The organism is Geotalea uraniireducens Rf4, from assembly GCF_000016745.1.
GTDB lineage: Bacteria > Desulfobacterota > Desulfuromonadia > Geobacterales > Geobacteraceae > Geotalea > Geotalea uraniireducens.
Window position 1 is genome coordinate 1,166,921 of record NC_009483.1, and the last position, 15,236, is coordinate 1,182,156.

13 protein-coding genes are annotated in these 15,236 nt (G+C 53.3%); all 13 read left to right on the top strand.

Annotation, left to right across the window (positions count from 1 at the left end; genetic code table 11):
* Positions 1 to 34: 34 nt before the first annotated feature.
* The 13 genes from GURA_RS04980 to GURA_RS05040 all read left to right on the top strand — a co-directional run bounded on the left by GURA_RS04980 (position 35) and on the right by GURA_RS05040 (position 15,183).
* Positions 35 to 1,207 (top strand): MFS transporter, encoded by a 1,173-nt coding sequence (locus GURA_RS04980; protein ID WP_041245276.1) that lies wholly within the window; start codon positions 35 to 37, stop codon positions 1,205 to 1,207.
* Between the two features lie 30 nt (positions 1,208 to 1,237).
* A complete protein-coding gene (locus GURA_RS04985; RefSeq protein WP_041245277.1) occupies positions 1,238 to 1,663 on the top strand; it encodes an Hpt domain-containing protein in 426 nt (141 codons plus the stop codon).
* A gap of 518 nt (positions 1,664 to 2,181) precedes the next feature.
* Positions 2,182 to 2,775, top strand: coding sequence for a TetR/AcrR family transcriptional regulator (locus GURA_RS04990; RefSeq protein WP_011937916.1), 594 nt, complete (start codon positions 2,182 to 2,184; stop codon positions 2,773 to 2,775).
* Between the two features lie 149 nt (positions 2,776 to 2,924).
* Positions 2,925 to 4,139, top strand: coding sequence for a hypothetical protein (locus tag GURA_RS04995; protein WP_011937917.1), 1,215 nt, complete (start codon positions 2,925 to 2,927; stop codon positions 4,137 to 4,139).
* Between the two features lie 15 nt (positions 4,140 to 4,154).
* Positions 4,155 to 4,856, top strand: coding sequence for a hypothetical protein (locus GURA_RS05000; RefSeq protein WP_011937918.1), 702 nt, complete (start codon positions 4,155 to 4,157; stop codon positions 4,854 to 4,856).
* A gap of 32 nt (positions 4,857 to 4,888) precedes the next feature.
* Complete coding sequence (locus tag GURA_RS05005) at positions 4,889 to 6,619, top strand: hypothetical protein (RefSeq protein WP_157046126.1); 1,731 nt, start codon at positions 4,889 to 4,891, stop codon at positions 6,617 to 6,619.
* A gap of 132 nt (positions 6,620 to 6,751) precedes the next feature.
* Positions 6,752 to 7,870: a DUF3108 domain-containing protein gene (locus GURA_RS05010; protein WP_049818882.1), complete on the top strand. Its 1,119-nt coding sequence runs from the start codon at positions 6,752 to 6,754 to the stop codon at positions 7,868 to 7,870.
* 508 nt (positions 7,871 to 8,378) lie between these two features.
* Positions 8,379 to 9,596: a hypothetical protein gene (locus GURA_RS05015; RefSeq protein ID WP_011937921.1), complete on the top strand. Its 1,218-nt coding sequence runs from the start codon at positions 8,379 to 8,381 to the stop codon at positions 9,594 to 9,596.
* 15 nt (positions 9,597 to 9,611) lie between these two features.
* On the top strand, positions 9,612 to 10,391 hold the full coding sequence (locus tag GURA_RS05020; RefSeq protein WP_011937922.1) for a cytochrome c: 780 nt from the start codon (positions 9,612 to 9,614) through the stop codon (positions 10,389 to 10,391).
* A 25-nt stretch (positions 10,392 to 10,416) separates the two neighbouring features.
* The gene (locus GURA_RS05025) at positions 10,417 to 12,204 is read left to right on the top strand and encodes a cytochrome c3 family protein (protein WP_011937923.1); all 1,788 of its coding nucleotides are present in this window, start codon (positions 10,417 to 10,419) and stop codon (positions 12,202 to 12,204) included.
* 76 nt (positions 12,205 to 12,280) lie between these two features.
* Complete coding sequence (locus GURA_RS05030) at positions 12,281 to 13,885, top strand: hypothetical protein (RefSeq protein ID WP_011937924.1); 1,605 nt, start codon at positions 12,281 to 12,283, stop codon at positions 13,883 to 13,885.
* Between the two features lie 140 nt (positions 13,886 to 14,025).
* On the top strand, positions 14,026 to 14,601 hold the full coding sequence (locus GURA_RS05035; RefSeq protein WP_011937925.1) for a hypothetical protein: 576 nt from the start codon (positions 14,026 to 14,028) through the stop codon (positions 14,599 to 14,601).
* A 399-nt stretch (positions 14,602 to 15,000) separates the two neighbouring features.
* Complete coding sequence (locus GURA_RS05040; protein ID WP_041245280.1) at positions 15,001 to 15,183, top strand: hypothetical protein; 183 nt, start codon at positions 15,001 to 15,003, stop codon at positions 15,181 to 15,183.
* The last annotated feature ends 53 nt before the right edge of the window (positions 15,184 to 15,236 follow it).

The window sequence follows — 15,236 nt, forward strand, 5'->3', positions numbered from 1 at the left end:
ACTTGCGGAATCACGGGTTGAAACGGAGAAGCTATTGTTCAGCGGTATTACAGGCAATGTGTTGATACTGGGGATGGTAAGCTTTCTTACCGATGTTTCCAGCGAAATGATCTACCCGCTCCTGCCGCTCTTCCTGACCACGGTCCTCGGCGCCGGCCCCGCCTTTCTCGGCGTGATCGAGGGGGTGGCCGAATCGACCGCTTCGCTGTTGAAACTTTTTTCCGGGATAGCCTCCGACAGGGTAAGTGACCGCCAGAAGCTGGTGCTTTTCGGTTATACCGTTTCCGCATGTGCCCGGCCGCTCATAGCCCTGGCCGCGACACCTGCTTTCGTGCTGTTCGTCCGTTTCTTCGACCGGGTGGGGAAGGGGATACGGACCTCGCCGCGCGATGCCCTGATTGCCGATTCGGTCGACAGTTCCCTGCGGGGCAAGGCATTTGGTTTTCACCGCTCCATGGACCATGCGGGGGCCATTGTCGGTCCGCTGATTGCCACGCTCCTCCTCACTTTTTTCATCAAGGACATCCGGACCATTTTCTGGCTTGCCGCAATTCCCGGCTTGCTGGCCGTGTTGCTGATAATTCTACGGGTTAGGGATGTTTCGCGGAAAAGAGGAGAAAACGGCGCTTTCATGCGCATGGTTCCCCGTGGAAAACTGAGAGCCTATCTCATTATTCTCTTTCTCTTCACCCTCGGCAATTCATCGGATGCGTTCCTTCTGCTCAAAGCGGGGCAACTCGGCGTTACTCCGGCCCGGATCCCGCTTCTCTGGATGTTCTTTCATCTGGTCAAAATGTTTTCCTCAATGCCTTTCGGCGCACTTTCAGACAGGATCGGCAGGCGCAGTATCATTGTCAGCGGCTGGTGCGTCTATGCGCTGGCGTACGCCGGTTTTTCCCTGGCTGCGACCGAGCTGCATGTCTGGCTTCTCTTCGCTTTCTACGGGCTGTTTTACGGGTTGACCGAAGGGGTGGAAAAAGCCTTGCTGGTCGATATCGCAGATCCCGGCGAGCGGGGCGGAGCGTTCGGCTGGTACAATTTTGCCATCGGGGCCGGCGCACTTCCCGCCAGTCTGATCTTCGGCATTATCTGGCAAAAAGCCGGATCGCAGGCAGCCTTTGCCTTTGGCGCTTTCCTTGCTATATTGGCCGCAATTTTATTGGCGTTCCTGATAAATACTAAAGAAAACCCTGGCAAACGCCGATAAATAAAACATTCAGGCCGCCGGAGGGAAAACTTGACAGATCGATTAACAGAAAAAGCAGAAGAGAAGATCATGACGGACTGTTGCCCATCAACCATCCTTGACCAGGCAGCGCTGGACAACATTCGTTCGTTGAACAACGACGCAGAGCCCGATGTATTGGGCAAGGTCGTGTGCATTTATCTGCGCAATTCACCACAACTCCTGCGTAGTCTCAGTGAAGCTGTAGCAAAATGCGATGCGCCGGTCATCGAACAAGCAGCGCATAGTTTGAAATCAAGCAGCGCAATGCTCGGCGCAATGAAACTGGCGAACCTTCTCACGGAGCTTGAGGAGGTTGGCCACAATCATTCCGATGTAAATTCCTGCGAACTCGTGTCGGCCATAGAAGCGGAATTCATCCAGGTGTGCAAAGCGTTGAAGGCTGAATTGCAGGCTGCGTGTAGCGATGTTGAGTAGTTCCGATCCGATTCTCCCCGCCTGGTTTTCCACCATTATCCTTCCGCAAAACTATAACTTTTCCTTAATCGTTGTTAAAAATTTAAACTTTTGTGGCAGTAATGTGGTCTTCTCGAAATATTCGTTCAAGTTTTATTTTGTTATGTCGAAAAAGTATAAAAGTGAACAGTTTGAGTGTTCACTTTGTCAGTAATCATTGTGGCAGCAGATATATTGCAGGAGTCAATAAGCTGACGTCACCTAATTGACTCTGTGACAATTTTGAGTAAGCTCCGTTTATTCTTATAGTGCATTAAATAAATTAAACATTGCGTAATCCGTTGTTTATATAGATGAATAATAAAAATAAACATATTTAATAAGTAAATATTCACACAATAATACATGTTTTCGATTGGCAGGGATTGTGCTTAAGTAATAACGAATTAATTTTTTTTGTCATTCTTCAGTAAGTAAGCGCTTACCATAAATACAGCAGACGACACATTTGGCACATATATGCGGAGTTTTGGATCAACATGGATAAAGTCTCTTCCACGAACGACAATATTATTAAAGCTGCCTTGAAGCTCTTTTCCGAAAAGGGTTATCTCGGAGCAACAACAAGAGAAATTTCAAGGGAAGCAGGTGTTTCCGAAGTGACACTGTTTCGGCATTTCCCGGCAAAAGAAAAACTGTTGGAAGAGGTTATCGGCAAATATTCGTTCCTGCCTGCATTGAAGGACCTCCTGTCTGAAATTCACGATCTGTCATACAGGGACGCATTGACCCTCATTGCTCAGCGGTTGCTTGACTTCCTCGTCATGCGAAAAGACTGGATACGCATCATGCATGCGGAGGTGCAAAGGTCACCTGAAAGCAAATTGCACGGTATTTTCCATGGACTCATGGAAGAGTTTTTCAATACGCTGGCTGTTTACTTCAGGACGATGCAGGAAAAAGGCGTGTTGACGGATTTTGACCCCACCTACGGAGCACGGGCATTCCACGGTATATTTTTCTGCTATTTCAATATGGAAGATGTGCTGAGACGCGATCGGTACAGAATTGCAGACCGGAACAAGGCGATCAGTGAGTTTGTGACCATTTTCGTTAAGGGAACAGAAAGGTGACGATGTTAATCTTTGCAAATCCTGGGAAAGGAGAAAAATGCAGTCCTGAAACGGGCAAAATTGTGTTGGAGGAGGTGAAATCCTGATTACGAACGACTGTTGAATTTTGATTGTGGTTGCATTTAATGTTTGGAAAGGAGGTTCATTTAATGGGGATCAAAGGGTTATTACGATTGCTTCTGTTCATCTCCATGCTGACCGCTACAACTAGCTGGGCGGCAGAGATACATGGCAGAAGTTCCACCCAGTTTCTCTCATTCAGCAATGAGTTGCTGGATGACAAGCGACAGATAGAATTAGCCGAATATCTGCGCTTCTCCGTCACTAACATCGATAAGGCCGGGAAATTCTCCATCTACGGTTATGGCAGGGGGGCGCAGGACTTCACCAACGGTGAAGGGCTGAATGGTCGCCTCTATTACCTTTATGGCGACTATCGCGATCTGTTCGACAAGGTCGACCTGAAAATAGGTCGCCAGTTTGTCAACCTCGCAGCAGGAAGCGCCATTATCGACGGCGCCCAGGTTGACCTGAAAAATATCGGCCCGGTAGCATTCACCGTATTGGGCGGCCGGGATGTCGTTTTCGGGCTGAACGGCGAGATCGGCGACGCCACCAACACGATTCTCGGCCTTGGCGCCTATCTGACCGGCTTCTCGAAGACCGATGCAGAAGTGAGCTGGTTCCGCAAATGGGACGGAGGCGATGTGGCACGTGACATCATCGGGCTTGCGGCCAAGCAGTACCTGTTGAACAACGTCAAGGTCTACGGCAATGCCAGGTATGACATTACCGCGGAAACATTCAACGAGGTTCAGGGCGGGTTGAAATACTATCCGACATCGAACCTGATCTTTACCGGAGAGTACTACCAGAGCTACGCAACCTTCGACACCACGTCCATATACTCTGTTTTTGCCGTCAACAAGTATAGTGAAGGGGTGTTCCGGGCCGATTACATCTTCAACGACATGGTGTCGGTCAATGCCGGCTACAATCGGCAGGGTTACGGAGAAGGTGCAGCTGCAAACGTTTATCACGCAGGAATCGGTGTTCGTCCCATCGAGCCCATCAAGCTGAATGTGGAATACGACAACCGAACCGGCTACTACGGCAGCACAAGCGGCGTATTGGCTGACGTGGCCTACGACATCAACAAGGCATCCCAGGTCGCAGGCGGCATCACCTATGACGTTTACCAGCGTGACGCGCTCACCGGCGACGAGATTGCTCGCAGATACTGGTTGGGCGGCAAATACAAGCTGGCCAGCAATATGGCAGTGTCCGGCCGCATCCAGGACGACGTCAATGCGCGTTTCAGCCGTAACGTCTCCGGGCGCGTGACGTTCGATTACGATTTCTAGAAAGGGGGTGCTACTGTGAAGAAATTGTTGTTTGTTTGTATGCTTCTGTTGATGTCTGCCTTGTATGTCACGCAGGCTACGGCTCAGAAACAGCCACACAAGGAATACGCCGAATCGAAGCTTTCCGAGTGCAACAGCTGCCACAAGGCTGAAGGTATAGCGCCCAACCATGACAGTGACTGGGTTCGCAGCCACCGTTCCTTGGCAAGCAAGGCGGGTAACAACTGCGCCGAGTGCCATAATCAGTCCTTCTGTCTCGATTGTCACAAGGGGGGCGGAATAAATGCCGATCTTTCCACGGCCACCTTCGGGCGGGACTATATTCCCAAAAGCCACCGGAGCGATTTTGTCACCATCCATCCGATCAAGGCCCTGGACAATCCGCAGACCTGTTACCGTTGCCATGACCAGAAATACTGCACCGCGTGCCATGACCGTTTCCCGAAAGGAAAGCTGCGGATCAAGTCGCACCTGATGAGCGGTCCTGATCACCAGGTATACAGGTTTGCCGTAAACGAGCATGCAACCGAGGCGCGGAGGAACCTGCAATCCTGCCAGACCTGCCATCCGGACGGGGATGTCTGCATCCAGTGCCATAGCGCAAAGACAAGCGGCGCCAATCCGCATCCGCGCAACTGGAAAGACATCAGCGGCAATTACAAGGATAAGGCGGGTACCAGGATTTGTCTTAAATGCCACCTGCCCGGAACTATTTAATTGAGTCAACTACCAACGAAGGAGGATTCAGCATGAGTAGAAAAGTATTCAAGTATTCAGCAGTGATTGCTTCGCTTCTGTTAACGGCAGTCTTCGCCGGCTGCGGCACCAGCAACAAGGAGGGGAGCGACCCATCAGCAGTGGCTGATGTGCCCAAGGTCTCCGAGTCCGCCTGTGCCCAGTGCCATGGGGCTTCCGTCGATCATGTGACAGGCGACAATATTTACAAAGATTACATTGCCTCTTCGCATTTTACCAATAACTTCCGCCTCGTGGGATGCCAAGACTGCCATGGTGGCGGCTCACAGCACAACGGGGTCGGTCCTCTTCCCTATCCCGATCCCTCCGCAGCGGGTAAATGTTTCGACTGCCACAAACCTGCTTTCCTCGGCAACTACGAGGCTACCAAAGTGGCAACTGCCGTTGAGAAAGCCCACTTTTACAACATGACCGCCTCGCAGCTCGATCCGGACAATTTTGCCCCGGCCATGTATGTTAGCGCCAATTACCAGAAGTCCTGCACCAGTTGTCACGACCCCCATAAGGGCAACAACGGCGTCGGCCAGGAGCACAAGGATTGGGCAGAATCGGGCCACGGCAAAGTGGACAGCCCTGCCTGGGCTGACGAGGATTTCAAAGAGAACGCCTCCTGTATCCGCTGCCACACTGCGACAGGCTACATTGACTATGTAAGCTCGGGATATACGCTCCCGACCACTACTTGGGCAAAAGCCGGCGATACAACCCGCGAAGTCATTACCTGCAAGGCTTGCCACACCGACTACAACTTTAAGAACAGAGTCCGAAACGCAGGCGCCTATACAGCTCCGTACAACAGCGGCAAGAACCCGAAGGCTTTTCCCAATGTTGGCGCCTCCAACCTGTGCAACGCTTGTCATGCCGGGCGTGAAAGCGGCGATACGGTTAAAGGCTTGACCTCCTTTACCAACACGAGCTTCAAGAATTCCCATTACCTGGCTGCTTCTGGGGTATTTTACGGTCAGGCCGGCTTCCAGTATTACACTTCTAATGTGAAGTATGATACGGGATATAATACCGGCAAGAAGGATACTGCCACGACATTTGCTGCAACCTGGAACCATGGCAAAATTGGTGTGAATAATTTCAACAACAGCGGCTCTTCCGGCCAGTGTGTTGGCTGTCACTTCGGTAACGGAGGGATATATGCCAATTATTCATCCCATACTCTATCAGCTGTCAATGTCGCTCACAGCACGGGCGCAACCGGCTGCTACGGATGTCATTCCAGTGAAGATATCTCAACCTTGGTCGAGGAAGAAAAAGCTCTATTTGATCGCGGGATGGATTTCTTCAACTTCACACTCGCCCAGAATAATATTTTCTACACCACTAGCTACCCGTACTTCATGACATCGGCGGGCGGTACTACGGCAATCAAAAACTGGACATATGCTGCAACTGTGCCTGTCGGTCCGGCAACAGGAAACGGTGCGAACAACATGGGCGCTGCCTTCAACTATAATCTCCTTTTGAAAGAAAAAGGCGCCCACGTCCATAACCGTTCTTATGCCCGTCGGTTGATTTTCGACTCCATACAGTACCAGCAGAAAGGGGCAGTTACCTACTCAACTTCCACTGGAAGCATAGGTGGCGTAACAGATCCCAACAACCAGGTTTCCTTCACGGCTTATTCTACGGCACAACCTACCGGTACGATCAGCATTACAGGTCTTAAGGGATGGTTGCTGAGAAGCTCGGGTGGAAAATACTACAGGCGTTAGTTTTCGAATTGTTCTGACATTAAGCCCCGTCTCGCAAGAGGCGGGGCTTTTTTGTGGTGCGATAGCTTGTGTCTGCTAGAATCAAATTACATGGGGACCATTAAGTTGATTTGTAGCCGGAATCCTAAGCCTATGAAACTGCGTTTCGACAAAATTCGCATGCTGACGATCTGCGTCGGCTTGTCCGTCCTGGCGCACCTCCTGCTGCTCTTTCCGTTGGGGAAACTCGGCAGCTACAATTTCGCCAGGCCGGTCAACCCGCTCCAGGCTGTCATGGTGGACTTGGCGCGAACTGGCGATGATGTCGTGGCTGACAAGGAATCTGGCCACACCAGTGACACCGCCAGTGCGGCAGGAGATGCGGAAGATGAGTCAAGCCATGTCCCAATGGGTGGAGAGTCATTTGATGCGCCGCTGCAAGAAGGGCGTTGGGCTGTGCCTGTAACGGCGGCGGACGAAAATGTACCGGGCACGGACAAGGCCGACTCTCTGCAGAACAATGTGTCGAATAGTGAGACGACACCCGCGGCATCACGGAAAAATTCGCCTGTATATGTGATTCAGCCACCGTTGAGAACCGCGAGCGAGTTCCTGGCAACGGAACGGGAAAAGCTTACCTACCAGATAAGCATGTTCGGTCTCCCGGTAGGGATTGCCGAACTGGAGGCGAAAAACGAGCGCGGGGAGGTGAGAATCACGCTGAAGGTCAAGTCAAACTCCGTCCTCTCCAGCCTTTACCCCGTGGACGATCTCGTCGAGACGCGGCATATCGGCGGCAATTTCATCCTCACCAGGATCAGGCAGCAGGAAGGATCTTTCAGGAGCGACAGGGGGTTCACCATCATGCTGCGGGAAAAGAAAGTGTTCTGGATCGACCGCCTCAAGAACCGCAGCACTACGGAACCGATTCCGAACGGCGAGGTGCTGGACATCATTTCCGGGCTTTATTATTTGAGAAACCGGCCGTTGCAGGTCGGCAAGACCGAGCTGCTCCAGGTTTTCGACAGCGATACCTATACCCCATTACCTGTCGAGGTCCTGCGGCGGGAACAGGTGCGGCTTCCGGGATTCAGGAAAGCCGACACCATAGTGATCAAGCCGCTCCTGAAGACCGACGGCATATTCAAGAGGACCGGCGATGTGACGATCTGGCTGACCGATGACGACTTCAGGGCGCCGGTGAAGGTGGAGACACAGGTACCCCTCGGCAAGGTGACGGCGGAACTGCTGTCGGCGGAGACCCAGCGCTGATTTGGCGGAAGCCCTGGAGCCTTTCTTGTGGTGCGCAGGTGGCAGCGCTTCATCGATAAACCAAATAAATATAACGACAATTCTATTGTGCGAGTAAAAGCCTCGGGGAGCACCCCGGGGCTTTTTTATTCCAATTCCAAATCAAGGCGCTATCTTCGTTGGCTCGTCTTCGGCTCCTCAACGTACTATCTGTACGCCTTCGTCGCCTCACTCCTCGCCGCCTTGATTTCATCCTTGATTTGAAATTGGAATTATCTGGCGACGGTAACGGTCAAGCCGTTCTGTGCCTGCCGGGCGAAAAAAAATGCTGATTGAGTGGATATTTGAACAAAGGGTGGTACATTCTATATTTGTAATTAAACGCGATCAATAATGTGCTGAAGATGTTGCCGGAATAACTGGTAGAGGCGGTGTCGGCTCAGAAAGTTTTCTTGTTGAGGAGGTAGAGGCATGATGCCGAAAGTCACGTAGTTCAGTTGCAATAAAATCAAGAAAGGAGGTCCATTGAATGGGAATCAAAGGGGTATTACGCTTGCTTTTGTTTGTATTTCTGCTGTCCGCTACAAGCGGGTGGGCGGCAGATATCCATGGCAAAAGTTCAACTCAGTTGCTCTGGTTCAACGATTTTTACAATGGTCGCCAGATCGAATTGGGTGAGTACCTGCAATTTTCTGTGACCAAGCTTGACAAGGACGGCAAATTTAACATCTACGGTTACGGCAGGGGCACCCAGGACCTGACCAACGGTGAAGGTCTGAACGGACGTCTTTACTACCTCTATGGCGATTACCGCGATCTTTTTGACAAGCTCGATGTCAAGCTGGGCCGTCAGTTCGTCAATCTGTCCGCAGGAACCACCATCATCGACGGCGGCCAGGCGGACCTGAAAAACATCGGTCCTGTGGCATTTACCGTCTTGGGTGGCCGTGACGTGGTTTTCGGGATCGATGGCGAACTAAGCCGCGACGGAAATTATGCCTTGGGGATGGCGGCCTATCTGACCGGCTTCAGGAAAACCGACCTGGACGTCAGCTGGTTCCGCAAGTGGGACGAGGGGGATGTCTCCCGCGACATCGTCGGGGGCTCATTCAAGCAATACCTTTTGGACAGCGTCAAACTTTACAGCAATGCCCGCTACGACCTGACAAGCGAGGTTTTTAACGAAGTGCTTGCGGGAATCAAGTACTTTCCCACGGCCAACCTCGTCCTGACCGGTGAATGGTTCCAGAGTTACCCCACCTTCGATACAACCAGCATTTATTCGGTCTTTGCGGTCAACCGCTACCAGGAAGGTGTGGTCCGGGCCGACTATACGATCAATGAAAACATAGCAGTCAATGCCGGATACAGCCGGCAGGACTACGGAGAGGACGGGACCGCAGATGTTTATGAAGCGGGCTGCACTCTGCGGCCGATCAACACCTTGACGATCGGGCTTGCCTACGACCGTCACGAGGGGTATGGCGGCCACCTGGACGGCGGGACCTTTGATGTGACCTGGGACGCCACGAAGGAACTGATGCTCGCAGGGGGGCTTACCGTTGACGCTTACAACAGGGATTTCTTCCCGACCGTGTCCGGCGACGAGATTGCCCAGAAATACTGGCTGGGCGCCAAATACAGAATGGGGAGGAACATGGCGGCTTCCCTGCGGATAGAAGACGACGTGAACGTTACTTACAACAGCAACGTTCAGGGACGCTTTGTTTTTGACTACAGTTTTTAGAAAGGGGGTGCAGTTGTGAAAAGATTGCTGATTGTTTTTATGATTTTCTCCTTCTCAGCCGTATATGTGCAGCTGGCTGTCGCCCAGAAGGAATCCCACAAGGATTACGCTGCCATGAAAATTCCCGAATGCAACAGTTGTCACAAGTCGGAGGGGATCGCCCTCAATCATGACGTCGACTGGGTCAGGGGCCATCGGGTCCTGGCGAGCAGAGGCGGCGCAAATTGCAATCAGTGCCATGACCAGGCCTATTGCCTCGACTGCCATTCCGGCGGCGGCATCAATGCGGACCTGCAAACTCAGAACTACCGGAGGGATTACATCCCCAAGAGCCATCGCAGCGACTTCCTGGAGATTCATCCCATCAAGGCATTGGACAACCCACAGACCTGCACCCGTTGCCATGATCAGAAATACTGCACCCAGTGCCATTCCCAGTTCCGGGGCACGGATCTGCAGTTCCTCTCCCATCGGCGCCAGTTTCGGGATATTTCACTCTCCAGCGTTGGTCCCAAACACGAAATTTTCAACCCTACGCAATGTCAGACCTGCCATCCCGGTGGCATCCTCCCCAGCCACAAGTGGGCGGGTGACCATGCCACCGAGGCGCGGCGCAACCTGCAGTCATGCCAGACCTGCCACGGTGACGGCGACGTCTGCCTGAAGTGCCACAGCGCCCGACAGAATTCGGGATTGCGGGTAAACCCCCATCCGCGTAACTGGGGTTCGATCAAGGGGAATCTTAAGGACAAGAGTAATGGCAGAAGCTGCATCAGATGCCACGATAGTTTCTAATCAATTCTGAAAGGAGGAAGTTTACATGTGTAGAAACATCCTGTTAAGATCTATGGCACTGACGTCCTTCCTGCTTGCCGGGCTGCTCGGCGGTTGTGGAGGAAATGGCGGTACCGCGGCGCCCACCGCGGCAAAAGTGCAGAAAGGGGACCCGGCTATTGCGGGCGCCGCGGGGTTTGTCGGTTCCGAGAAATGCCAGCCTTGTCATCCCAAACACTTTGTCGGCTGGTCGAACACGTTGCACAACAAGCCCCTTAAATACTTTTCCGAGCTGGGGAGCAGTATCCTCGTCAATGATCGTGATGGCAACGGCGTCAACGATTTCGCGGACAACCTGAATTTCAACAACTTCTCCAGTAACGGCAAAAGCCTCTCGGCAGGAGTTCCCGACCTCAAGGACAACACGGGGAAACTCTACGCGAACCCCTTCAACTCCCGGAAGCCGAAAGCCCCGATCCTCTCCGCTTCCGGCGGCAAGTTCTTCATCCAGATCGGTACAACCAACTATGAAATCCAGCGGACCCAGGGAGGGAACGGTTACTGGAAGCAGCGATATCAGACAAAGATCGGCAACGCCTATTATGTGACCCCGGTCCAGTACAACGAATTTTCCAAACGGTACTCTCCATACAATGATAGTAACTGGTACTCCGCCGGATCGAGCGCGTTCTTCAGCGACGCTTACGGGAGCGATACCTTGGTGCAGGCGGTTGCCAAGAAGATGGTCATCTCTGCCGCGGGTCCCGCCTCGTCAAGCTGGGACAACAGGTGCGCCGGTTGCCACCAGACCGGTCTGACCGCCGAATTCAAGACGTACAGCTCCTCCGCCGGGAGGAGGTCGGAAGTCGTTGCCGGCTACGTGGAAGTGAACATCGGTTGCGAGGCATGTCACGGGCCCGGCTCCGTTCACACGGTATCCCAGAAGGCCTCTGACATTATCAATCCGCAGAAACTTTTAGCTAAAGACAAGAGTGGTCTGTTGCTGGCAAACGAAGTCTGCGGCAAGTGCCATGCCCGGACGGAAGGGTTTGCCCGTTTCAGCAGCTCCTTCGGCAGGGTGCAACAGCCGGTCGAGGCGCCTTCGAAACGAGGCGCTGATGCGACGAAAGCGGTATTCCCGCAGGTAGGCCAGAGCCTCGTCGGATTCTTCGAGTCCCACCCGGGAGTTTGGGGAACCGTAACGCTGACCGGCGCTTACGGAACCGATCCGGTTACCGGAACGTCCCAGATGAACAACTTCCCGGTTTATGCCGCTTCACGGCAGCACCACCAGCAGTGGATGGATGCGGAGCAGGGTGCTCATGGCCCGGATAAACAGCACGGCAGCGGCCTCACCTGCTGGAGTTGCCATGATCCCCATTCAACCGCCAAGCCGCACATGATCAGGGCAAGCATCAACGGCCAGCCGACCGACGCCCACGACAACACCCTTTGCCTGGCGTGCCATAACGCAGATGCCGGCTTCACCGGCGCGGACAACATGGAAAAGGTGAAGAAGCACGTCGCCGCCTACATCGGCGAGGCGAAGGCCGCCAAGATAACCGCCGCCAACTACCTGAAACCGGTCAAGCCGCTGACTCTTGGTAGATATACGTCGGCCAACTACGGCTTCAACTCCTATCGCAACGGCGAGTGCGTGAGCTGTCACATGCCGTATACTGCGTCATCAAGCGGGATACTGTTTAATGACAACATGTCGTATAAGCAGGGGGATATCCGCAACCACACGATGAAAACCTTGCTGACAACGCCGGGGGCGTCCGGGACGAATAACGGACCGTCGTCCTGCTCCGGCTGCCATGCGATACCTTGATGTCCCGGCATGAGGCTGTCAAAAGGGGGGTGTCAGTGCACCCCCCGATCACACGTTAACAAGGAGGAAACAATACATGCGCGGAAAGATCTTCTTAAGTATAGCAGCGCTGTCGGCCTTCCTGCTCGCCTCGCTCCTCGGAGGTTGCGGATCCGGCAAGAAGGAAGGGGCGGCTGACCCGACCACAACGGCGGTCAGGGTCGACAACAGCAACTGTACGAACGCTTGCCATGCGTCGGCTATTGATCCTGAAACCGGGGCAAAGATAGTAGACGAATGGAATGCTTCTACCCACGCAACTGGCGCCGTCCTGATCGACTGCCAGTCTTGCCACGGCGGCGGCAGCACCCACTTCGGTGTCGGGCCGATCCCCCATCAGAACCCGGACGCGGACCTTGTCTGCTCCTCGAACAGCTGTCATCCTGCTCTCGGCTTCCCCCACACGCCGAATATCACCCCGGCCATGCTGGCGTCGGCGATCATCTGGGACAACATGTCGAGCGCCGGCTATGTGACCTCGCAGAACACCGGCAAGTGCCGCACCTGCCATAACCCCCACAACAACACGGTGCTGCAGGAAAACATGGACTGGGGTAACTCCCGCCACGGCAGAAAGGACGGCGCCGCCTGGATTCATTATGACTTCAAGGCGCGGGCCAACTGCAACCGGTGCCACACCACCACCGGCCACATCAAGTACGTGACGTCCAAGGACCAGAGCGCTTGGGCGGCTCCCAACTCTGCGGACAAGACCAAGGAAGTCCTCCGCTGTGACGGCTGTCACAAGGATTACAACTTCGGTCCCGACAATACCCGCAACTACGGGCCGGTTACCATGGATTACACCGATAACATCTTCACCTATCCTGACGCCGGCATCTCCAACCTCTGCATCGAGTGCCACGCGGGGAGGGAGACCGGCGACACCATCAAGAACGCCAATCAAACCGGTACCACCTTCCGGAATTTCTCCAGCACCGGTTTCGTCAACTCCCACTACCTGACCGCCGGGGCGACGATCTTCACCAAGTCGGGGTATGAGTATACCGGCCTTATCTATACCGATCCTCCAGCCTATTTGCACAAGGATATCGGCAGGGCCGGCACCGGTATTCCCAATACGACATCGGGACCGTGCTCCGGTTGCCACATGACATCGCCGAGTCCTTCCGATGCCTTACGCGGGCATTCCCATACCTTCCGTCCTGAAACCAGCACTGTTTGCTTTAGTTGCCACGCTGGACCAACGTTTGCGGACATCACGGCAGTGCCGGAGACAGGGTTCCTGGCGGCGCTTGCTGCCCTCAATGTCGAGCTGGCAGTGAACCCGTTCCGCAAGATGTTCTGGGCCGACAAAAACCCCTACTTCTTCACCGACGCCACCTTCAGCACCGCTTTGAGGTCGTGGCATTCGGTCGGCGGTCCCGTGACCGACAAGACCGCCAGCGGCAAGAACAACATGGGCGCCGCCTTCAACTACAATCTGCTCGTGCATGACCCGGGCGCCTTTGCTCACAATTCGACCTACGTCAAACGGCTCATCTTCGATTCCATCGACTGGCTTGATGACAATATCCTGTCGAACAATTCCGTCGTCGCCACCATCAACGGCCTTACCGGCCTTACGGCTCAACAAAAGGCCGATGCCATTGCCTACCTTAATGCGGGTGTGCGACCATAGGGTAGCCGACTGATTTTTATGGTTTTTTTGATAGAAAAGGCTCTGGATGCTTCCGGGGCCTTTTCTTCGTTGATTTCTTCTTCATCTGGAAACTCGCCTGAAGGCAACACAAAAAGCTTCCATTCTGCTATACTGGCAGCATGAAAATCATCGTATTCCTTTTGATAGTTATTTTGCTGACAGCGACGACAGCCTTTGCCGCAGATCTGGGAACGCCGCTCCTGTCGGAGAGTCTGGCGACGCGCAAGTTCTTCGACCCGGACCGGTTGCTCACTACAGGGGGGGTGAAATACAGAGGGCTGGAAGGTGTTACCATCGAACCTCAGATCGGGGTCGGCTATACGGCTCGGGAGCGGGATATCAAGGGAGGATTCGAAGAGTCGATCCACAAGGTGCACGCCCTTGCGGGCGGCAAGATCGATCTTGCCAAGACGTTATACTTTTCCGGCGCAGCAAAAGTTCCGGTTTATACCTACGGGCTTACCGACAGCAGCACCAGCTTCGTTTCCCCCCAAGTCCCTGCGTCGCGCCATGAATACGATTTTACGCGCCTGTCGCCGAGCACGCTTTCATGGACCGGAGAAGTAGGGTTACATCTCGGGCTGGGGGCGGATTTGACCATCTATTACGACCAGAACCTGTTCAACAGTTACCAGCCCGGTATGACCCAGCCGGAGGAGCGCTTCGGTACGCGGATTATCTTCAGGTTCAAGTAATCCCGAGCCCAAGCGCCTAAGATGTGTGGTATTGCCACTTTCTGTACAAAGTACGCTTAGAACGGCTTAATAGTGTCACGTTTTGCAACATTAACGACGTGTATGTGCTCAATTCTGTGACGAATTTGTATTTTCACATAAAAATCCCCCCGAATGCTTCTGACGCAACCATGATTCCGAATCCTTCCCAACGGTTTTTCATCCCGACTCCTAACCAGCTTGAAATACTGAAAACCAGGCATTATTGATTGTGTCGCGACGATGTTGTATTCATCTTTTAAGAACGTTGTTTTTTTAGTGGCATGTTTCATGCTGTATGGGTAGCCGTGCCCCAGGATTATCCCGGTGAACTAATCGCCGAAATTCCTTGGTTCATCAGTGGGAGATGGAGGAGAAATAATGACGCGTCCAGCTGCAGAAAGGCCCTTGAATCCGCATTCCGAGCAGAACGGTTGGAAGAAGACGCTTTCTGAAACGCTGTCGGCCATAAACATTATTCCCGAAAAATTCAACGGCAGGATTGTGATTTCCTTTAAGGACGGCGGTGTCAGCTACCTGGAAAAATCAGAAACATTCAAGTAAATCCCAAAGATCTCAGTTTATTCGGTAGTGTCCGTTAGAAAATTGCACTGACA